Annotated in this window: 14 protein-coding genes; 2 read left to right on the top strand and 12 right to left on the bottom strand. The window is 58.8% G+C overall.

The genetic code is table 11. The features are described 5' to 3' along the window. Positions 1 to 8 precede the first annotated feature (8 nt). Positions 9 to 1388: an ATP-binding protein gene (locus tag SFLMC1_RS02850; RefSeq protein WP_152073505.1), complete on the bottom strand. Its 1380-nt coding sequence runs from the start codon at positions 1386 to 1388 to the stop codon at positions 9 to 11. A 717-nt stretch (positions 1389 to 2105) separates the two neighbouring features. Between SFLMC1_RS02850 and SFLMC1_RS02845 the strand changes: the two genes are divergently transcribed. Beyond that, entirely contained in the window at positions 2106 to 3104 is a 999-nt protein-coding gene (locus SFLMC1_RS02845; protein ID WP_152073504.1) for a hypothetical protein, read from the top strand. Positions 3105 to 3449: 345 nt separating this feature from the next. Here the strand turns inward: SFLMC1_RS02845 and xdh are convergent, their stop codons facing one another. The 5 genes from xdh to SFLMC1_RS02820 form a co-directional block, all read right to left on the bottom strand. After that, on the bottom strand, positions 3450 to 6227 hold the full coding sequence (gene xdh / locus SFLMC1_RS02840) for a selenium-dependent xanthine dehydrogenase (protein WP_152073503.1): 2778 nt from the start codon (positions 6225 to 6227) through the stop codon (positions 3450 to 3452). 12 nt (positions 6228 to 6239) lie between these two features. Next, positions 6240 to 6719, bottom strand: coding sequence for a 4Fe-4S binding protein (locus SFLMC1_RS02835; RefSeq protein ID WP_152073502.1), 480 nt, complete (start codon positions 6717 to 6719; stop codon positions 6240 to 6242). Positions 6720 to 6729: 10 nt separating this feature from the next. Continuing rightward, the gene (gene ygfK, locus SFLMC1_RS02830) at positions 6730 to 9729 is read right to left on the bottom strand and encodes a putative selenate reductase subunit YgfK (protein WP_152073501.1); all 3000 of its coding nucleotides are present in this window, start codon (positions 9727 to 9729) and stop codon (positions 6730 to 6732) included. A 149-nt stretch (positions 9730 to 9878) separates the two neighbouring features. Continuing rightward, positions 9879 to 11234, bottom strand: a complete 1356-nt coding sequence (gene ssnA / locus SFLMC1_RS02825; RefSeq protein ID WP_152073500.1) for a putative aminohydrolase SsnA — start codon at positions 11232 to 11234, stop codon at positions 9879 to 9881. A gap of 196 nt (positions 11235 to 11430) precedes the next feature. Further along, positions 11431 to 12825: a uracil-xanthine permease family protein gene (locus SFLMC1_RS02820; protein WP_152073499.1), complete on the bottom strand. Its 1395-nt coding sequence runs from the start codon at positions 12823 to 12825 to the stop codon at positions 11431 to 11433. Positions 12826 to 13176: 351 nt separating this feature from the next. On the opposite strand from SFLMC1_RS02820, the gene SFLMC1_RS02815 reads away from it, so the two are divergent. After that, entirely contained in the window at positions 13177 to 13833 is a 657-nt protein-coding gene (locus tag SFLMC1_RS02815) for a transcriptional regulator (protein WP_226814209.1), read from the top strand. A 213-nt stretch (positions 13834 to 14046) separates the two neighbouring features. On the opposite strand, the gene SFLMC1_RS02810 is transcribed toward SFLMC1_RS02815, so the two are convergent. The 6 genes from SFLMC1_RS02810 to SFLMC1_RS02785 form a co-directional block, all read right to left on the bottom strand. Beyond that, positions 14047 to 14424: a RidA family protein gene (locus SFLMC1_RS02810; RefSeq protein WP_089572469.1), complete on the bottom strand. Its 378-nt coding sequence runs from the start codon at positions 14422 to 14424 to the stop codon at positions 14047 to 14049. A 475-nt stretch (positions 14425 to 14899) separates the two neighbouring features. Beyond that, entirely contained in the window at positions 14900 to 15613 is a 714-nt protein-coding gene (locus SFLMC1_RS02805; RefSeq protein ID WP_222838017.1) for a carbohydrate ABC transporter permease, read from the bottom strand. 124 nt (positions 15614 to 15737) lie between these two features. Further along, on the bottom strand, positions 15738 to 16619 hold the full coding sequence (locus tag SFLMC1_RS02800; RefSeq protein ID WP_152073497.1) for a carbohydrate ABC transporter permease: 882 nt from the start codon (positions 16617 to 16619) through the stop codon (positions 15738 to 15740). Positions 16620 to 16870: 251 nt separating this feature from the next. Continuing rightward, complete coding sequence (locus tag SFLMC1_RS02795) at positions 16871 to 17968, bottom strand: ABC transporter ATP-binding protein (protein WP_152073496.1); 1098 nt, start codon at positions 17966 to 17968, stop codon at positions 16871 to 16873. Further along, positions 17965 to 18681, bottom strand: a complete 717-nt coding sequence (locus SFLMC1_RS02790; RefSeq protein ID WP_152073495.1) for an HAD family hydrolase — start codon at positions 18679 to 18681, stop codon at positions 17965 to 17967. Before SFLMC1_RS02790 ends, SFLMC1_RS02795 begins: the two co-directional genes overlap by 4 nt. Then, positions 18668 to 20128 (bottom strand): CehA/McbA family metallohydrolase, encoded by a 1461-nt coding sequence (locus SFLMC1_RS02785; protein ID WP_152073494.1) that lies wholly within the window; start codon positions 20126 to 20128, stop codon positions 18668 to 18670. Before SFLMC1_RS02785 ends, SFLMC1_RS02790 begins: the two co-directional genes overlap by 14 nt. Positions 20129 to 20130 lie beyond the last annotated feature (2 nt).

Below are 20130 nucleotides of genomic sequence, written 5' to 3'. Positions count from 1 at the left end.
CCCCGCCCTCACATCTCGGCAAACGAGATCAGCTTGACGTCTCCCCTACTCTCCGCGGCATCCAGACATCCCTGCGTAAAGCCCCTTTTTGAGAAAAGTGCATAGCTTTTTCGTTGCCGTCTAAAGAGCTCACTTCGATACACGAGCTTTTGCAGCACGTCTTCACCCGCCGGTTCATTGCGCCATTTGCACTCCGCAAACAGCGCGGCGCCCTCGCCATCGTCAACAATCAAGTCGATTTCTTCCTGCGTATGCGTGCGATTATCCGTCCCCCACCAGCGCCCGACGCTCGCCGGAACCACATCGAGCTGGCCCGCCCGTGCGAGTTCGTACACGTATTGCCTGCATATAAGCTCAAAGACCGTGCCCATGTAATCCGATATGTGCGGCTCAATGCGCTTATATGCCATCTCGGCCATATCGTTTTGAATCAGCCCGATGTTCTGCGGCACAAACTTGTACCAGAACCTAAACATCTGGTCGCTCAGTAGATACACGGCCCGCTTATTGCTCGTCTCGTTTAGGGGCAGCTCGCGCTCGACAATCCCAAGCGACGCCAGCTTATCCACATAGCTCTTTACGTTGCTCGCAGGGATTCCCGTAGAGCTCGCAATCTCCGAGATCTTCGAGCGCCCCTGAGCAATTGCTTGCACGATCGCATCATATTGCTCGGGATTGCGGCACTCTTGCAACAGCAGGTTACTCGGCTCCTCAAAGAGATAGCCCGTAGGAGTAAGAAAAAGACGTTTGATGTTGTCCTTGAGCGGTGCGGCAGGATCGACTTTCTCGATATATGCGGGAATGCCACCCGTCATGCCATAGCAAACCGCAGCGTCTTCGCGACTCATGCTCTGCCACAGGCCGAGGGTTGTCGTAAAATCGAGCGGCATGATCTTAAACTGGGCCGTACGCCTACCGTATAGTGGGCTCTCGTAGCCCAACACCTGTTCCTCCATAAACGAAAGAGACGAGCCGCATAGAATCAGCATGAGCCTGGTCTCTTTGTACAGGTGATCAATCTTGTCTTGCAGCAACGAACTGATCTCGGGATTTGATTGGGCGAGATAGGGATACTCGTCAATCACGACAATCAAACGTTCCGTGCGAGCCATGGTGGCCAATGCATCGAACGCCTCGTCAAAGCTACGAAACGACACGCCTGCAGCACCAACCGAGCCTGCAAGTATCGCCTGGCTAAAGCCGTGCAGGTTTGCCTCTGCATTGGTGCGACGAGCTTGAAAGTAAATAGCCTTCTTGCCTTGGATGAACTCTGTGATAAGGCGTGTTTTACCCACGCGACGACGGCCGTAAATCACAGGCATTTCAAATGAGCCCGTGCCATACAGTCGATTGAGCTCGGACATTTCCGCTGTTCTTCCGATAAACATAGGGCCATCCTTCCTTTACGTTATAGCTAGCTATATTATACCTTCCTATAATATAGCTAGCTATAACGTAATTCGACGACCGACGCACACAAAAGGGGGCAGTACACCACCGCACGTGAACCGTTCCGGAGAATGCGTCCCGTTCTGGAGCCAAAAACTGGGCCGTAGTTTCCGCCAAGCATGCCATCCGGAAAGCGCGTCCCGTTCTGAGCCTGAATTCTGGGATGCATTTTCCGCTGAAGCTCCTATCGGAAAACGAATCCCATTCTGAGCGTCGAATCCGGGACGCAATTTCCGCCTGCAGCCCCGCCGGGAAAGTTCATCCCGCTCTGAGAGCTCGTTCCGGGACACAGTTTCCGTTTGAGGGTTGTTCCGGAAAATGCGTCCCATTCCGAGCGGCAATTCCGGGACACAGTTTCCGCAGATACAAGACGACGATCCACAGCCCATATCACATGCCTTCAAACACGCGGTCTACAAACACAAAACAGCAGATAGAATGCTCTTTTTCTAAAAAGTACACGTCCCGAAACTTACCAAGGCTTCATAACTCGCTACCATTCACGGTCGCCGATTACCGCCCACCGATTCAAACAAGAAATATGTCGCCAAAAGCAGGCCATCTACCTGCATGGTTAGATTTTGGTCAGCTTTTGGTCAGCTGAGCGGCAAGTTCCGGCTGATACGTTTTTGCTACCCAAAAGGAGGCGGTAGCTCATGACCCATTGCAATGACCAACTCATCGATCAACTGCTCACTCAAGCCGAGCAAGAGGGACGATGCCTTATTCCCCCGAGCACGGCGATCCGAAAAGCGCTCCTTCGGCGCATGGGCGTCACGGCCGCTTCGCCCATGCCGGGGCTGTTTGCGCGAAAAACGCGCTGGGACGAACTCAACCGGGCGCAACGTCATTGTGAGATTATTCGCGCCCTTGCGATCATCCGCCCCGATTGGACGTTCTGCTCGTTTTCGGCAGCATGTCTCCTGGGACTCGAAGTCTCGTGGCGGCACCTGAACGTCGTGCATGTCTGCAGCGCCACCAAGCCGTCGGCTCGCCCGGGCGCGTATATTCAGCGGCACCAGATCAAGCCGGCCGGTGCGGTGAATCAAAATGGCGTATCGATAACGCCGCCCATCCAAACGGTAACGGATTGCCTGCTGCAGATCGGTTTTGCCGATGGCATGCCCATTGCCGATTCGGCGATCTCAAAGCTCGGCCTTGCGCGGGAGCAGCTGATGGAGGAGGTCGAGAAGCGAGAAACCGACCGCAACGGTCGCGCGGTGCGCACGGCCCTCACCACGCTCCAATATGCTGACGCGCGCGCCGAGAGCGGCGGGGAATCGGTCGGCCGAGCCGTCATGATCGAGACCGGCTTTGCACCCGACCAACTTCAATACGAGCTGACGGACCCCTTCGATTCGGCCAAGCCCATACGAACGGACTTTGCCTGGGAGCGCCAGGCGCGGGAACTCACACTGGGTGAGCTCGACGGGCTCATCAAATATACCGACCAGACCATGCTGGCCGGACGCACCACCGCCGAGACGCTCGTTGCCGAACGCCAGCGCGAGGCGCACCTATCGCTCTACGGCCATCCGCTCATCCGCTTTACCATGAACGAAGTCCGTTCGGCAGACATGCTTGCGAAAAAGCTACAGACGGCAGGCATCCGCCAGACCATGCTCCCGACATGGCTCAACGATATTGAGCTGTAGGGGCTGCTGAGCTTATGCCCGTCTGCCTACCAAACCGGGACACACTTTCCGGTTGGCAGCACCCGCGGAAACCATGTCTCAGATTGAGTGCTCAAAATGGGATGCGCTTTCCAGATGGCATGCCTAGCGGAAACCGTGCCCCGGAATCAAGGCCTAGAACGGGACACGCTTTCCGGTTGAACGCCCAGCGGAAACTGCATCCCGTTCTGAGTGCCAATTCCGGGACGCAATTTCCGCTCCAAACAAAAGGCCCCGGCATCGCGATGGAGTTGGGGCCAAAGGTGCAGCATATGCAGTTGGTGCTGAGCGCGGACGGCAGTCGGCAATGGCTGTCCGCGCTCTACCCTACCCGCGGTGACGGGCGCGGCTGTACGGTGTATCCACCATGGGCAGATCCGGACGCAGCTTACCGTCGAATGCGCGATAGGCGTTCTGCACGGCGGGCGCCGTGGGGATCGTTGCGATCTCGCCAATGCCCTTGCCGCCGTATGCCACGGACAGTAGCTCGTCCTTCTCCACGTAGATGGCGTGGATATCCGGAATCCCGGGCGCACGGAACAGCCCGAGCGTACCGTACCTTGCCTGGGGTACGCAGTCCTTGAGCGGCCAGTCCTCGGTAAGCGCATAGCCCATACCCATGAGCACGCCGCCTTCGATCTGACCCTGGATGGAGATGGGATTGACCACCTTGCCGGAATCGTGCGCGGCATAGACCTCGCTCACGCGGCCATCGTTATCCAGAATGACCACATGCGTGGCAAAACCGTAGCAAATGTGGCTCTTGGGGTTGGGAACATCCGCACCCAGCTTGTCGGTCGGCTCCAGGTACACGTAGCCAAACTCGCATCCCTCGAGCGCCTTGATGGCGACCGCGGGATCCTGAGGATGCATTCCCTGGCCGGCGATGAGTTCCTGTGCGCGCAGCTGATAGGCGCGACCGTCGTCGTATTCGATCTTGACGCCGTCACCATGCGCGCTCACGGGAGTATCGGGTGCAGGCTTGCCGGCCTCGATGCCAAGCATGGCATCGCGCAGCAGGAAGGCGGCACCGCGCACGGCCTCGCCGGTCACGACCGTCTGGCGCGAGCCAGACGTAGTACCCGAGTCGGGCGCGTTCTCGGTGGAGCACTCGCCATTGGCAATGCAGCAAAGCGGCAGGCCGCAGGCCTCGGCAACGTCCTGCAAAAAGACGGTGTTGCAGCCCTGGCCGATGTCGGACGTGGCAGCATAGACCACGGCACGGCCATCCTCGATGCGAATCTTGCAGCGGCCGGCATCGGGCAGGCCCACACCCACGCCGGCATTCTTCATGGCGCAGGCAATGCCGGCGTGGCCGGGATGCGCATAGTAGGCATCCTTGACCTCGAGCAGCGTCTCCTTCAGCGCCGTGGAGCAGTCGGCAATCTGACCGTTGGGCAAAACCTCGCCCGGCTCGATGGCATTGCGGTAGCGAATCTCCCACGGATCCAGGCCGACCTTCTCGGCCAGCAGGTCGATCAGACTCTCGAGCGCAAACTCGGACTGGCAAACGCCAAAGCCACGGTACGCGCCGGCGGGCGGGTTGTTGGTGTAGTAGCCAAAACCGCGAATGTCGGTGTTCTGGTACTTGTAGGGACCGACGGCGTGCGTACAGGCGCGCTCGAGCACCGGGCCGCACAGCGACGCGTAGGCGCCGGTGTCAAAGTTGATCTCGCAGTCCAGGCCGGTAAAGTTGCCCTCGGCGTCGCAGCCCAGCGTAAAGGTGCCGTCCATGGCGTGGCGCTTGGGATGGAACGCGAGCGACTCGGCGCGCGTGAGCTTGCACTTCACAGGACGCTGGAGCTTATAGGCAGCAAGCGCGGCCAGGTGCTGGACCGAAACGTCCTCCTTGCCGCCAAAGCCGCCGCCCACAAGCATGGTCTCGACGACCACACGCTCGGGTTCGCTATCCCAGCCAAACATGTGGGCGCACTCTTTGCGCGTGTCGTAGGCACCCTGGTCGGTCGACCGCACCTTGACGCCGTTCTTGTACGGGAAGGCGACGGCGCACTCGGGCTCCAAGAAGGCATGCTCAGTAAAGGGCGTGGTAAAGCGTTGCGTCACGGTAAATGCGCTCTCCGCCAGCGCCTTGGCGGCGTCGCCGCGCGTCACATGGCGACTCTGGCACACGTTGTCCTTGAGCTCCACCGTGTTGCCAAAGGCAAAGAAGCTGTCGTGCAGGCGTGGGGCATCGGCAGCCCTGGCCTCGACAATGTTACGCACGGGCTCCAGCGGCTCGTAATCGATCTTAACGAGCTTCTTGGCCTTCTCGAGTGTCGCCTCGTCCTCAGCGACCACCAGCACGATGGCGTCACCCACGCAGCGGGTGATATCGCCCTGGGCGATCATGACGTCCCAGTCCTGGATAAGGTGGCCGACCTGGTTGACCGGCACGTCCTCGGCGCGCAGGATGCCCACCACGCCGGGCAGGGCCTCGGCTTTAGAGGTGTCGATGGAGAGCACACGGGCGCGCGGATACTTGGAGCGCACGGCGCTGGCGTAGGTCAGACCCGGCTGATCGAGCTCGTCGATGTCGTCGGGATACTTGCCCTCGCCGAGCACCTTCTTGCGCACGTCGATACGGAAGGCGCGCTTGCCCACACCGTAGTCATCGCCGCGCTCCAGATCCTCGTCGATCTGCTTTTCGCCGCGAAGCACCGCAGCGGCCAGCGAGATGCCTTCGATAATCTTTTTGTAGCCAGTGCAGCGGCAGACGTTGCCGCGGATGGCGTACTTGATCTGCTCCTCGGTGGGCTCGGGATCCTCGGCGATCAGCGCTGCACCTGCCATGACCATGCCGGGGATACAAAAACCACACTGCACGGCGCCCACGGCGCCAAAGGCGTACACAAATGCCTCGCGCACGTCCTCGGGCAGGCCCTCGACGGTCACGATGTTGCGACCGGCGGCAAGAGCGGTGGTCAGCACGCACGCCTTGACGGCGGCGCCATCCACATGGATGGTGCAGGTGCCGCAGGCGCCCTCGGAGCAGCCATCCTTGGCGGAGTGAATGTGTAGGTCGTCGCGCAGATAGCGCAGCAACGGTTTGTTTTGGGTCGTCGTGCGCTCGACGCCGTTAACGGTAAAAGTGAATTCCCGTGCCATGGTGACCCCCTTCTACACGCCGGCGGCGATGCCGGTGCGGTCGTGGATGGCGCCATGCGGGCAGACGACGGCGCACATGCCGCACGACAGACAATCCGCGCCGTCGATATGGGCGCAATTGTCCTCGATGCGGATAGCGCCGGCAGGGCACTTTTTGGCGCACATGCCGCAACCGATGCAGCTCGTGTCGCAGATCTTGCGGGCAATGGCGCCCTTATCGGTGTTGTTGCAGCACACCAGGATGTTCTGGTAGCCGGGGACGAAGGCAATCACGCGCTGTGGGCACACCGTACCGCACAGGCCACAGCCCGTGCACTTGGAACGATCCACGCGGGCGATGCCATCGACCAGGGCAATGGCGCCGTGGGGGCAGGCCGTGACGCAGGCGCCACAGCCAATGCAGCCTTCGCTGCAGCGGGCGTCGCCGCCTGTGGAGGCACAACCGCTTCCGCAGGCAACGTAGGCCACGTTATGTTGAATGGATTTGGCCATAAGGGGTCCCTTATTTCTTAAGGAGATACGAATAGTTGTCGCGCACGGCCTTGATGGTCAGGCGGACGGCCTCGGGCAGACCGGTATTGACGGCATCGACCGAGACGGTGCGGACCGTGCCGGCGACGCGGACCTTAAAGTGATCCTCGTCCACGGCCAGGAAGCCCTCGTTCTCGGAGTTCTCCATGTCCTGCTCGCTCCAGAACAGGGTGAGCTTGTCCTTGTAGGGACGACCCTCCTGGTAGGGGCAGAACACGGCGCAGTTACCGCACTCGTTGCACATGCCATCGACATGGACGACCTGATGCTTGGCCAGGCCCGGCACCTTTATGGCAACGTTGGCGCGGTTGGGGCACACATCGCAGCAGACCTCGCACACCGAGCCGCAGCCCAGGCAGCGAGTCTTGGTGCAGTTGCGCTTGTCACGGCACAGCGACCCCTTGCGCTCGTAGCAGGTGTCCTCGCGACCGGCCTGCTCGTTGCAGTCGGCGTACTTGTTAAAGTCCACGCCGGCGATGGCACGGGCGACCTCGGCGGCGTCGGCGATAGCCTCGACCACGGTGGCGGGACCGCGGCGACAGTCGCCCGCAGCCCAGACGCCCTCGACGCCGGTGGAAGTGGCGGCAAGACGGCCGCGACGGTCGCGCTCGACGCCCGCGGCATCGTACAGGCTGGCATCGATGCCCTCGCCCACGGCGCAGATCACCGTGGTGGCGGAAAGCTCGACGGTCTCGCCCGTGGCGACGGGGCTGCAACGGCCGCTTGCATCCGGCTCGCCAAGCTCCATAACATCGCAGGTCAGCACGGCGCCGTTGAGTGCCTTGGGCGCCAGCAGCTCGCAGAACTCAACGCCGTCGGCAAGAGCAAGATCGAGCTCTTCCTCGTCGGCGGGCATCTGCTTCTTGGTACGGCGATACACCAGGCGCACGTTCTTCACGCCAGCCAGGCGCTTGGCCACGCGGGCCGCGTCCATGGCGGTGTTGCCAGCGCCGATGACCACGACGTCCTCGCCCAGCTCGAGCTTCTCGCCCTTCTTGGCGGCCTCGAGGAACTCCAGCACGTCGAGCTCGGCACCCTCGCCCAAGCCCGCAGAGCCGGGTATCCAGGCACCGGTGGCAACGACCACGTCGGTAAAGCCCTGGGCCTTGAGCTCGTCAATGGACTCCACGCGGGCGTTGAGCTGAACCTTGGCGCCAAAGGCCAGGCAGAGCTCGGCATCGTGGGAGATATCGTCGCTGGCGATGCGGAACTCGGGGATCACGTGACGGACCACGCCGCCGAGCGAATCGCGGGCCTCGAAGATAGTGACGGGCACGCCGGCACGCGTCAGGAAGAACGCCGCCGCCAGACCGGCCGGGCCGCCGCCGATAACGGCAACGTTGCGCTCGCCGTCGTTGGCGATGGCCTGGGCGCGCAGCTTGGGCAGCACGGCGGTCATGGCCTCGCGGGCGGCCTTGAGCTTGCTGGCGCGGATCTGGGCGCCCTCGGGCTCGTAGAATGCACGCTCGCAGGCACGACCGCAGGGATGCGGGCAGATGGTGCCGGTAATGAACGGCAGGGCGTTGCGCTCGATGATAATGTTAAGTGCGTCCTCGTAGCGACCCTCGTCAACAGCCGCCAGATAGGCGGGAATATCCTGCTGGATGGGGCAGCTCGTGCGGCACGGCGTGGTAAAGCAGTCGGAAAGCGGGCTCTTGCCGGCGACCTTGCGGTCGGGCAGCGGGCGCAGCGGCTTCTTGTAGAGCGGGTTGGTGAGCGAGTCGGTCTGGATCGCAGTCACGGCCTCGAGCGAGACGCCCGCGAGCGGCTTGCCGTCCAGATCGCCAAACTCGCCGGCCATCTGGCTAAAGCGCTCGTAGCCACCGGGCTTGAGCACGTCGGTCGCCAAGGTGACGGGCCAAATGCCGGCGTCATACAGGGCACGGATGTTGTAGACCGTGGCACCGCCGGAGTAGCTGATGCGCAGCTTGCCATCGAACTGATCGGTAATGCGGCGGGCGGCCTCGATGGTCAGCGAGAACAGCGAACGACCGGACATGTACATCTCGGTGGAAGGCAGCTCGTCTCTCGTCACATCGACGGGAAACGTGTTGGTCAGCTTGACGCCAAACTCAAGGCCGCGCTCGGCGCACAGGGCAATCAGGCGCTCGAACATGGGCACGGCATCGGCCCACTGCAGGTCCTCGCGGAAATGCGTGTCGTCGAAGACGATGTAGTCAAAGCCCAGCTCGTTGAGGCGCTGACGGGCAAACTCATAGCCCAGCAGCGTGGGGTTGCACTTGATGTAGGTGTTGAGGCCCTTCTCGGTGATCAGATAGGTCGCGATGCGCTCGATCTCCGCCGGCGGGCAGCCATGCAGCGTGGACTCGGTGATGGAGTTGGAGACGCGCGCCGGGATGGACTCGACAAACGCAGCGTCGACATGCTCAAACTTGTCCAGGTTGGCGAGCGCCCAGGCACGGCACTCGTTCCAGACGTCGGAGCCGCTGGCGTCCTTCATGCCCTCGATGTAGGCGTCGACCTTGGGGCTCTTGATGCCCTCCAGGTCATAGCCCACCGACATGTTAAAGACAAAGCCGTCCGGGCTTCCCAGACCGTACTCGCGAGCGATCAGGTGGCAGGCAAACCATGCCTTCACGTACTCGGCAAAGGCCTGCGGAACCTCGAGCTCGGTCGACCACTCGCAGTTGTAGCACTCGTCCTGCGCAACGATGCAGGGTTTGTTCACACACTTGGAGAGCTCCTCGCCGTCCATAACCTGAACGGTCTTGAGCTCAAAGAAGCGGGAACCGGCCACGTAGGATGCCACGATGTTCTGGGCAAGCTGCGTGTTGGGGCCGGCGGCCGGGCCAAACGGGGTCTCGATGCGCTCGTCAAAAATGGGAAGCGCACCCTCCTGGTTGGTCGTGACCATCTTGCGCACGCCAAAGATGGCGTCCTGGGTCTTGTGCTCCTCGATGATCCAGTTCATCAGCTGCGAAAACGGGATCGGCCTCATGATGTCGCTCATAATGAGCTCCTCTCTGTAACGCCCGGCGAGACCGCGCGACGGGCGCAAATACGGTGTAGCGCTAGCACAGCGCCGGCGACCCCGCGGAGGCCGCCTATGCGCGCGTCAGATGCGGCGAAACACCCGACGCGCGTGAATCTACTTGTGAATTAGTAGGTGCGATCGTTGAGCGTGCTCCAGAGCTTCTTGGACTCAGCCATGATCCACGCGTTGATCTTTTCCTCATCGATACCGACAAACTCGCGATCCTTGTACAGGACGCGGCCGTCGATGATGGTGGTGCGGCAGTTTTTGCCCATCATGCCAAAGAGCATGTGCCCGTCGATGTTCTCCTCGCTCAGCGGCGTAAAGGGCTTGTAGTCCATAACGATGACGTCGGCAGCGGCACCGGCCTCGAGCACACCGAGCTTGCGATCGAAGTACTTGCTGGCCATCTTGGCGTTGTTCTCGAACAGCATGGTCATGGCCTCGCACCAGCCCACGTTGGGCATGGCGGCGTTGTGGCGCTGAATGATCAGGAAGACCTTGAGGCTCTCGAGCATGTCGTGGGTGTAGGCGTCGGTGCCCATGCACACGGGGATGCCGCGACGGAAGAACTCAAGCACGGGGGCGCAGCCCACGGCGTTGCCCATATTGGATTCGGGGTTGTTGACGAGCCAAGTGCCGGACTCCTTGACGATGTCCATCTCGGCGGGCGTCACGTGGATGCAGTGGCCGAGCATGGTGTCGGGACCCAGCAGGTTGTGCTGCAGCAGGCGCTCGACGGGGCTGATGCCACCGCGATTGAGGCGGGAGTCCCACACGTCATTCATACCCTCGCATACGTGGATGTGGAAGCCGGTCAGGCCGTTGTTGGCCTCGGCCATCTTGTCCATGGTCTCGTCCGACAGCGTAAAGGTGGCATGTCCGCCAAACATGGCGGCAATCATGTGGTTGTCGTTATCGCGACGCTCCTTGGCAGTCCACTGGGCAAACTCCGCGTTCTCGGCAATGGCCTGGTCGCATTTTTCCTGGCCGCGTCGATCGGAGACCTCGTAGCATAGGCACGAACGCATGCCCAGCTCCTGCGCGGCGTCCTTAATGGTAAAGAGGCTGCCCGGGATCTCGCAGAAGCTCGCGTGGTGATCGAAGATCGTGGTGACGCCATCGCGGATGGAGTCCAGAATCGTGGCATAGGCGCTGGCCTTGGTGCCGCCGAGCGTCAGGTTGTCGTCGATCTTCCACCACTGCTGCTCAAGATTCTCCAAAAAGTTGGTGGGGTTGCAGCCCTTGATGGCAAGGCCGCGGGCCAGACCCGAGTAGATGTGGGTGTGGCAGTTGATGAGTCCGGGCATGACGAGGTTGCCCCGGGCGTCGACGTACTCGGCATCCGGGTACTTGGCCTTGAGCTCGCACTCGGGGCCCACTTCGACGATCGTATCTCCGTCAATGGCGACCGCACCGTTGGGAATGAACGGGGTCTGAGCGTTGCGGGTAAAGACGGAACCGTTAGCGACCAGAAGCATGAAAGCTCCCTTCAACATCAGGGGCGGGGTTTGACACCTCTGGCATGGCGGAAGTGCGAAGCGCCGGCCTACACCGGAAACGGGCCCTCTCCCGTCAACGCTTCACCAAAGGGACAAACCCTTTGAAGTGCGGCTTGGCGCCGCATGACGTCGGCGGACGAGGCGATGCGCCCGCCGACGAATAGCACCGAATTGATTACTTCTTGCTCTCGGGCAAGACCAGATCCACGGCAGCATCCTTGGCGGCATCGATGTGCTGAGCCACGACCGGCGTCTGCGGAAGGATCAGGTTGAGCACGATGGCCATGATGGCGGTGGGGGTTACGGCATTGGAGCCGATGACGGTGGACACCCAGGTGGGCATACCCTCGCCGGCAAGGCAGCCGCTGGCCATCCAGATACCCAGGCCAAAGACGACAGAGGTACCGACGATGGTGGTAGTGCGCTGCGTGAGGCCCTCGCGGGTGAACATGCGCACGCCGTTCATGGTGATGGTGCCAAAGACGCCGACGGTCGCGCCGCCGATGACGGGCTGCGGGATAGCGGAAAGGACGGCAGAGAGCTGCGGGAACAGACCGGCGATGGCAAAGACGGCCGCAATGGTCACAAAAACCCACTTGTTGACGACCTTGTTGGAGCAGATGATGCCCACGTTCTGGCCAAGGGCGCTGGTGGGAAGACCGCCCAGCAGGCCGCCGACCATAGAGGTGAGGCCCTGGGACACGATAGCGCCGGAGAGCTCGCGCTCGGTGGGCATGCGGTCGATGGAGCCCAGGCAGGCGGCGGAGACGTCACCGATAACCTGGATGGCAACCATGGGGAACACGACGGCGAGGGTAATGCAGACCTCGGGATCAAACTCGAGCGCGTAGGGCATGAGCTTGGGAAGGGCGAAGGCCTGAGCGGTGGCGACGCTGGAGAAGTCAATCATGCCAAAGGGGATGGAGACGATCATGCCAACGATCATGCCAAAGAACACAGATCCCAGCTTGAGCGTTCCCTTGCCAAAGTTGGCAAGTGCGAAGACCACGGCGAAGGTGATAAGAGCGACGCACCAGGCCTGCGGAGTGCCCCACAGCGGCGTACCCATACCGCCGGCCATATACTTGACGGCCGTGGGATACAGCGAAACGCCGATGGAGAAGATGACCGTACCGGTCACGACGGGCGGGAACAGCCATTTAATCTTGCTGTAGGCCAGACCAAAGAGGACCGCGACGGCGCCACCGACGATCTCGCCGCCCAACAGCGCGCCAAAGCTAAAGCCCGAGGCCCCCATGGCCTGCAGGGCCGGCAGGAACGCGAACGAAACGCCCATGACGATGGGCAGGCCGCCGCCGATGCGACGGAAGGGGGCGAAGGCCTGAAGGGCCGTGTCGATCGCCGAAAGAATGAGCGCGACCTGGATGATGTCGGTGCTCTGCTGGCTATTAAAGCCGTAGACGCCGGCCATGATGACCGCTGGGGTAATGATGCCGGCAAACGATGCCAGTACGTGCTGGAGGGCACACGGGATCATTTCCTTAACGGGAGGCATGCCTTCGCGAGTGAACAGGGCTTCAGTGCCGTTCGTAACCGTCTCCTGGGTCATTTGACCACCAATCCTCGAAGTAGTTGTTTTCGCATCTAACGCCCTATTGTGACGCAGTGCGGGGTTGAGGTTGTGCCTTCGTTGCATATCGTATTAAAGAATTTTCTCATTCTCAATAATAATTATTTGTTATCAGACTATTCTTCAGCTGAGATAATGCATTTCCGCAGGTCAAGAAAGTGTCAGGTCAAAATAACATCTAACTTTTCTTTTGGTCAACCGCTTGCCGCCAAATTCCTACCGTTCGTCTGTATTACGCAATGTACCTGCGGATATACGAGATGATGAGCAGCGTGTTACCATGAGAAAAAATTGTTATGAAACTTCCGATTTCACCTAAAGGAGTTGCCCGTGAACGAGACCGTACGTCGCTTTTTGCCGATGGTCGATTTCCTGGAGCAGATACTCGGTAAGAACAGCGAGATCGTCCTGCACGATTTCTCGGACATCGACCACGCCATCGTCGATATTCGCAACGGCATCGTGAGCGGCCGCAAGGTCGGCGGTCCCGCCACCGATCTGGCGCTCAAGATCATTCACGACCCCAAGTATCGCGACCTGCCGTTTATTACGGGCTACGAGGGGCGCGGTGCCGGTGGCAAGACGTTGGAGTCAGCGACGTACTTTATCCGCGAGAATGACGAGATCGTCGGTATGCTCTGCGTCAACACCGATCTTTCGGCCGTTCGCTCCATCAACGCCATGGCACAGCAGCTCATGGCGTGCTTCGACGCCGTGCCTAGGCAGGCGGAGCCCGCGTCTATCGAGGTCGAAAGCCTTTCGGAGTCCACACAGGAGCTCATCGACCGCAACATTGCCGAGTTGCTGAGCGCGCGCGGGATGGATGTAGCGTCGCTTGGTCAGAGCGACCGCGTGGACGTCATTCGTCACCTCAACGGCAACGGTGTGTTCATGCTCAAGGGCGCCGTGGCCTGCGCCGCCACCGCGCTGGGTATCTCGGAGCCCAGCGTCTACCGCTACCTGCAAAAAGTCCGCAAGGAAGGCTAACGAGCAAAATGGAGCGCGGGCAGTCTTTTTGGGACGGGGCTATTTTAGCTACCCTTCCTCTGCCCGCGATTTCGATGTGCCGCAAGTAAAATCAATCCCGCATGTAGGGGTAGCTAAAATAGCCCCGTCCCAAAAAGACTGCCCCTGACAAAAGACCCTGCAGCTCGCACTGCAGGGTCTTTTTGCATGTCATGTTGAGTTGTTGCCAACGTCTTAGAGAGCGGCGACGACCTCGATCTCGACCAGGCCGCCGGCCGGAAGGGCGGCAACCTGGAAAGCGCTGCGTGCGGGGAACGGAGCCTCGAACTTGGAGGCATAGATCTCGTTCACGGCGGCAAAGTCGGCAATGTCGGCCAGGTAGACCGTGGTCTTGACGACATCGGCAAACGTAGCGCCGGCAGCGGTCAGCAGGGCCTCGACGTTAGCAAGGGACTGCTTAGCCTGGGCCTCGACGCCCTCGGGCAGCTTGCCGGTCGCGGGATCGATGCCCAGCTGGCCGGACAGGAACACCATGTTGCCGGTCTGGATACCGGGGGAATACGGACCGATGGCTGCAGGTGCGTTATCGGAAGACACGACGGTCTTGCTCATGTTTTTCTCCTTACGATCAAATAGAGAGCGTGAGCGCGGTGTTCACACCGGGAGGCACAGTTCGGTCTGAACACCGCGCTTGATTGGGATAGTACTCAAGGTTTTCGCGTGATGCAAGAATTTTATTATTATGCGAGAAAGTTTTATCGACCAACGGTGCCCCTCGGCCGCCAAACGGCACAGCCGACAACCTGGTGAGCGATCCGTTTTGCTGCGAAGCCTGCTGATGACTTTGTCCTGCTTAAATTACGGGCGTCGCCTGCCGCGCCCGATATCGGCCTCGAGGTCTGAGCTGCGTCACCGCCGCGGTCGGGACGCCCCACGCCATGCGGGCCAACGACACGTCGGACAGACACCGGCTGGTCAGGCGGCTCGATGGGCCCACCTACCAAGATAATCTCCAAAAGCGCTTGGAGATATGCTCGCCATGGCATATGTCCCGTTCAGACCCCTTCTGGCCTCAATCCCACCGGGCTCACCCCTTAACCCCGGTCTCCCCTCCGATGCCGTTGACGAACCACTTTTCCGTCAACGCAAACAGGGCCAGCAGGGGAACGACGACGATTGCGCTGGCTGCCATTACCAAGCCCCAATTTGTACCATAGGCGCCCCCCTCGATAAAGAAGGCCCTCAACCCTTGCGAGACGAGATAGCGTGATGGGTCGTTCGTAATCAAGGACGGCCACATATAGTTGTTGTAGGCAGAGATGAAGCTCATCAATCCGAGCGTGACGAAAGAGGACTTTGTGAGCGGGCAGACGATATGCCACAGGATCTCCCAATGCCTCGATCCGTCCATTCGCGCCGCCTCTACGAGGCTTTTCGGAATCTGCATAAAGCCCTGCCGAAGCAAGAAGACGCCAAAGGTCGATACCGTGCCCGAGATTATCAACCCCGTAAAGGTGTTCAGGAGATTCAGGTGAGAAAGGATAATATAGGACGGGATATACGTTGCCGCCACGGGCAGCATATACGTCGCCATGACAGTGATGAAGATGCCGTTCTTCCCTCGGAAATCCATGAACACCAATGCGTAGGCGAGCATGGCGGATGTAAAGACCTGCAAGGCAACGATCAGCAGCGAAATCCAAGTGGTGTTGAAGATGTAGGCCGGAATGGGCGAAGCCGTTATAACGCCGACGATGTTGCCAAAATCAACATGGCTCGGGAGAAAGGAAACCGATCTCATGACCTCCTCGCTCGGTTTCAACGAGCTGCAGACCATCCATATAAACGGAAGTGCCGTCAAGGCAGAGAAAAACGTCAAGAATAAGACGCGGAGTCCCAAGAAGGACAGCCTTTTTAAACCCTGATTACTCATAGTTCACCCACTTTTTAGAGTATCTAAACTGGAAAATCGAAAGCGCCACCGTGATGATCATCATGATGACAGCGATCGCCGACGCCTTTCCCATCGAGAATTCTTGGAATCCCAGCTGATAGTACATATACAGCAGGGTCCTCGTGGAGCCGGCAGGGCCTCCCTGTGTCAAGATCTGAATCTGGTCATATGCCTGCAAAGAATTGATCATCGTGATGATGGTCAAAAAGAACGTCGTGGGGGAGATCGAAGGCAGCGTGATATCAAAGAATTGGCGGACTCCACGGGCCCCGTCGATGGAGCTGGCCTCATACAGATCTCTCGGCACCTTCTCCAGTGCAGAGAGGTAGAAAATCATGGCATATCCGAGCGACTTCCATATCGTCACGATGATGACGGATAGCATTGCGGTATCCGACGACGAAATCCACTGCAATCCGGGAAGATGGAAGACATTCAGTATTTGGTTGGCAAGGCCGTTGTCTGGCTGAAAAATCCACGTCCATACAATAGAAATGGCGACCGTCGGCGTGACCCAGGGCGAGAATATGATGAATTTCAGAAACTCTGACCCGCGGAATTTCCTTGAAAGGGCCAAGGCCAGCAATAACCCCAGAACGATCGTGGGGACCAGGGTGCCCACCGTAAAAACGAGGGTATTCAACAGGGCCTCATAAAAACGGCTATCGTGAAACACCGCGATATAATTGTCGAATGCCACATAATTGAACGCCGGACTCATGAAATCGGAGTTGGTGAAGCTCATCCATATTGCCTTGCAAATTGGATAGAGCCAAAACACGCTCAACGGGACAAACGCGGGCAGCACAAACAGGAGAACACTCCCTATTTTTTTCAGTTTATATTTTTCCATTTCCAATCACTCTCTGAAGAGTCGGGGACATCGACGTCGGGCGAACGTGGGCCGCAACACGAGGACATGGTCTCCGTCCGCATGCGCGCAGCAGCCTTGTCCACGGATTCCCATATGCCATACATAATCAGGGGCATCGGCGGTGCATATCGAACCGCAGGCCATCCATCGGACACGGCAGGCCTATGACCGACCAAAAGGGGCTGCCGCGCTCTAATCTCGCATACGTGAAGACGAGAGCCGTCTGCGGCCTAATTGCAAATGGTCGCTCCGCTTTCGATATCGAAAAAGTGGATGTGCGCTTCGTTGAGGCGTAGATGCACCTCAAGACCCGGCCTGTATGAATTGCTCTCCTCGATCGACGAAACGATGTCTCCGTCGCTTGTCTTGACATGAAGTACCCCCTCATAGCCAAGCATCTCGTAGACATCGATGCGACCCGAAAAAAAGGAGTCCTTCTTTTCGCATGGGATGACGTGCTCTGGCCTAATTCCCAAAACCACCCTTGAGTTTTGCTTTGATCGGCCACGGATTTCCCTTGCCCGCTCCTCATTCACCCTGAGTTCGCCATCCGTGCCCCGCACATAGACGTCCCCGTCTCTTTCCACGAGGTCGACCTCAACGAAATTCATTCCGGGCATGCCGATGAACCCCGCAACGAAACGATTTGCCGGGTAGTGGAACATATTGTAGGGGGTATCGATTTGCTGAACGACGCCGTTGTTCATGGCGACTATTTTGGTCGCCAGCGTCATGGCCTCTGTCTGGTCGTGCGTCACATAGATAAACGTCGTGTCGAGTTTTTCATAGAGTGAGGCGATCTCGACGCGCATTTGCGCCCTGAGCTTGGCATCCAGATTCGAGAGCGGCTCGTCCATGAGAAACACCCTTGGCTTTCGAATCAGGGCCCTGCCCATCGCCACCCTCTGTTTCTGCCCGCCTGACAGTTGATTTGGCCTCCTGTCCAGCAGGTCCTCCAGGTTGAGCATGGAGGCGATTTCACTTACGCGGGCCTCGATCTCGTCCTTTGGGACTTTATGTATCCTCAGCGAGTAGGAGATGTTGTCCTTTACGGTCATATGGGGGTAGAGCGCATAGTTTTGGAAGACCATCGCTATATTGCGGTCTTGGGGCTCCACCTCATTCATGACTTGTCCATCGATCAGCAGGTCACCTTGGGAGATGCTCTCGAGGCCCGCGATCATCCTGAGCGTAGTAGATTTCCCGCATCCCGAGGGACCTACGAGAATCACGAATTCCTTTCCTTCGATATCGAGATTGAAGTCTCGAACCGCCTCATAGCCGTTCTCATATGTCTTATTAACGTGTTTGAGTTGAATAGTCGTCATAGTACTTTTTTCAATTCTCCTATATTCGCTAGAACGAGATCGGCATACGGGGCAAGCGTTCGTTCGGAAGAGACACCGGTCAACACTCCAACAGTCCGGGCGCCCGCGTTTCGGGCAAACCGAAGATCATTTGGGGTGTCCCCCACCATCAGAACATGTTCGCACGTCGTATCCCATGCCCGCGCACAGTAGCCGATCAGCTCGGCATCTGGTTTTTTTGGAATGGGGCCATCGCATGTGGACACGATGTCCGCCGCTATGCGATTTTCCCGCAGGAACCCCTGCGTGACTTCCGTGTTGTCGGTTGTTGCGATGGCGACCCGAATCCTCTTCTTTTTCAGAAATGCAAGCAGCCCATGCATATCTGCCGTCAGGGTACAAGGCTGGCGAGCTGCCTCCTCTTCGAAAGCCCGCGTCATGTCCCCCAAAAAGGAGGCCCCGTCCACCTCGACGCCGCCGCGCGCATACACCTCCGATACGGCACGAGAGATTGTTCCATAGGTCCCGACCGCCAATTGGCCCTCCGGATCCACTTCTCCGCCCTCGGAAACTCCGAGGGCGGAAAGGCAATCCTGATATTCGATGGCATCCGCCTGGTACAGTTCCCGGAGCCTCGAGAGCACTCGGCATGTCACGGGAATCCAGAAGGGCTGGAACTCTATCAAGGTTCCATCTTTATCGAAGATGACCCCGCGAACGTCATGCAATTTCATCTATCGCCGCCCCAAAGGTATCGAACTGATGCTCTCTTTCACAGCAATACACGGGATTGGCGTAGAAGATGCAGTCCCCTTTTTCATCTTCCGCGCCGAAGCGCATCCAATGGTATGCGTCCGCACTCCAATTGACCCGGTATGATGCGGTCGCCCTCCTGTACTCGAAATCGAACTCGAGACGCAGGCTCTCCCTCACGCCGTCCCTGATAACAAAAAGATGAATCGGCTCGCGCACATTGTCGAATCGGAAGACGGCTTCGAAGGTTCCGGGCTCAGGCATTGCGTCACCCGGAAGCACTTCGCGCCCGTTCTCGCGCATGCAGAAGCTCACTTCAATGTATCTCGTAACGAATACGTGGCACTTTCGAAGTGCCTCGAGTATCTTGTTTTGGCTCAGCCCCTCGCTATACACATGCGTGGTCGGATCCCCCACAATGGACGGTCCGCTCTCGGGCGTATACCACTCATGCAGCAATGCGTGCGTGTCGCTTCCCCCGATACCGCAGATCTGCCATCCGTCATTCCACATCGCATCGATCAGCCTGACTGCCTTTTGATTCGCCTCATGGTTATTCGGATAGGTGGGGTCGTTTATGATTTCAAGGCAATCAACTTTATCTAGGGGATAATCTGGACATGACCATTGCCACGGCACTAAAAATGGGTGGTTGATGCTGATAACGCTGCGTTCCGCATGTAATTGACCGAGGATGTCCAGAAAGGCCTCTCGACTGTCGCCGGCGCAGACACGGTCCAGATTGTCGGGACGTTTTTTTAAACCGAAGGCATTCGCATGCCCATATATCGTTGTTATCTCCGTCCCGCAGATAACGAGCAGATCCGTTTCGACCCATGTCGCGGGGACCAGATTGTGCTCGGTCGCCGAGTAAAAATCCAATCCCATGAGGTCTGCCTTTGCCATCTGATTGGAAAGACGCTCATGCCCGTCCGACAGAACTGTGTGGCAGTGAAAATCTCCCTTATACCAGCCGGTGTGATTTCTCTTCATGTGATCTGGATCATATCCGGACAGCTTTCCCCGCCTGTCCATCCAGACAACGGTCCCGCACGGATCGGCTTGCCCCGCGCATCCAGATTCACAGACTACGTCTACCCGCGCAGTGTGGAGAAGATGGGATTGCGCATCATGCCATAGCACGAGCTCGATCGTGTACACCCCCTTCGTCAACATGCACGGTATAGCACCATTTGATGCTCTTCTTATATCATTCGCGATCGTGATGACATTTCCACCGGTCCCCAATTGCCTGTGGAAGAGCACGTTGTCTGCGCTGTCTTTGACGAACAGGTCCACAGAAGCCAGTATCGATGGTTTCCCCTCGACCGAAATGGTTATTGCATCTTCGTCGTCATTCAAGAGAAGCTGCTGCTTTTGAATGGCAGCAGCTTCTCGTGAGAACGTGTACTTCAGTTCCTTTTTCATAG

Origin of the sequence: Collinsella aerofaciens (genome assembly GCF_901212495.1) — a bacterium.
Taxonomy (GTDB): Bacteria; Actinomycetota; Coriobacteriia; order Coriobacteriales; family Coriobacteriaceae; genus Collinsella; species Collinsella aerofaciens_H.
The sequence above is the reverse complement of the archived record's forward strand: the minus strand, read 5'-3'. Positions and strand labels throughout refer to the sequence as shown.

Bases quoted from the DNA above. Each gene is read 5' to 3' on its own strand.
- SFLMC1_RS02850 (WP_152073505.1), bottom strand. From the start codon at position 1,388: ATGTTTATCGGAAGAACAGCGGAAATGTCCGAGCTCAATCGACTGTAT.
- SFLMC1_RS02845 (WP_152073504.1), top strand. From the start codon at position 2,106: ATGACCCATTGCAATGACCAACTCATCGATCAACTGCTCACTCAAGCC.
- xdh (WP_152073503.1), bottom strand. From the start codon at position 6,227: ATGGCACGGGAATTCACTTTTACCGTTAACGGCGTCGAGCGCACGACG.
- SFLMC1_RS02835 (WP_152073502.1), bottom strand. From the start codon at position 6,719: ATGGCCAAATCCATTCAACATAACGTGGCCTACGTTGCCTGCGGAAGC.
- ygfK (WP_152073501.1), bottom strand. From the start codon at position 9,729: ATGAGCGACATCATGAGGCCGATCCCGTTTTCGCAGCTGATGAACTGG.
- ssnA (WP_152073500.1), bottom strand. From the start codon at position 11,234: ATGCTTCTGGTCGCTAACGGTTCCGTCTTTACCCGCAACGCTCAGACC.
- SFLMC1_RS02820 (WP_152073499.1), bottom strand. From the start codon at position 12,825: ATGACCCAGGAGACGGTTACGAACGGCACTGAAGCCCTGTTCACTCGC.
- SFLMC1_RS02810 (WP_089572469.1), bottom strand. From the start codon at position 14,424: ATGAGCAAGACCGTCGTGTCTTCCGATAACGCACCTGCAGCCATCGGT.
- SFLMC1_RS02805 (WP_222838017.1), bottom strand. From the start codon at position 15,613: ATGAGATCGGTTTCCTTTCTCCCGAGCCATGTTGATTTTGGCAACATC.
- SFLMC1_RS02800 (WP_152073497.1), bottom strand. From the start codon at position 16,619: ATGGAAAAATATAAACTGAAAAAAATAGGGAGTGTTCTCCTGTTTGTG.
- SFLMC1_RS02795 (WP_152073496.1), bottom strand. From the start codon at position 17,968: ATGACGACTATTCAACTCAAACACGTTAATAAGACATATGAGAACGGC.
- SFLMC1_RS02790 (WP_152073495.1), bottom strand. From the start codon at position 18,681: ATGAAATTGCATGACGTTCGCGGGGTCATCTTCGATAAAGATGGAACC.
- SFLMC1_RS02785 (WP_152073494.1), bottom strand. From the start codon at position 20,128: ATGAAAAAGGAACTGAAGTACACGTTCTCACGAGAAGCTGCTGCCATT.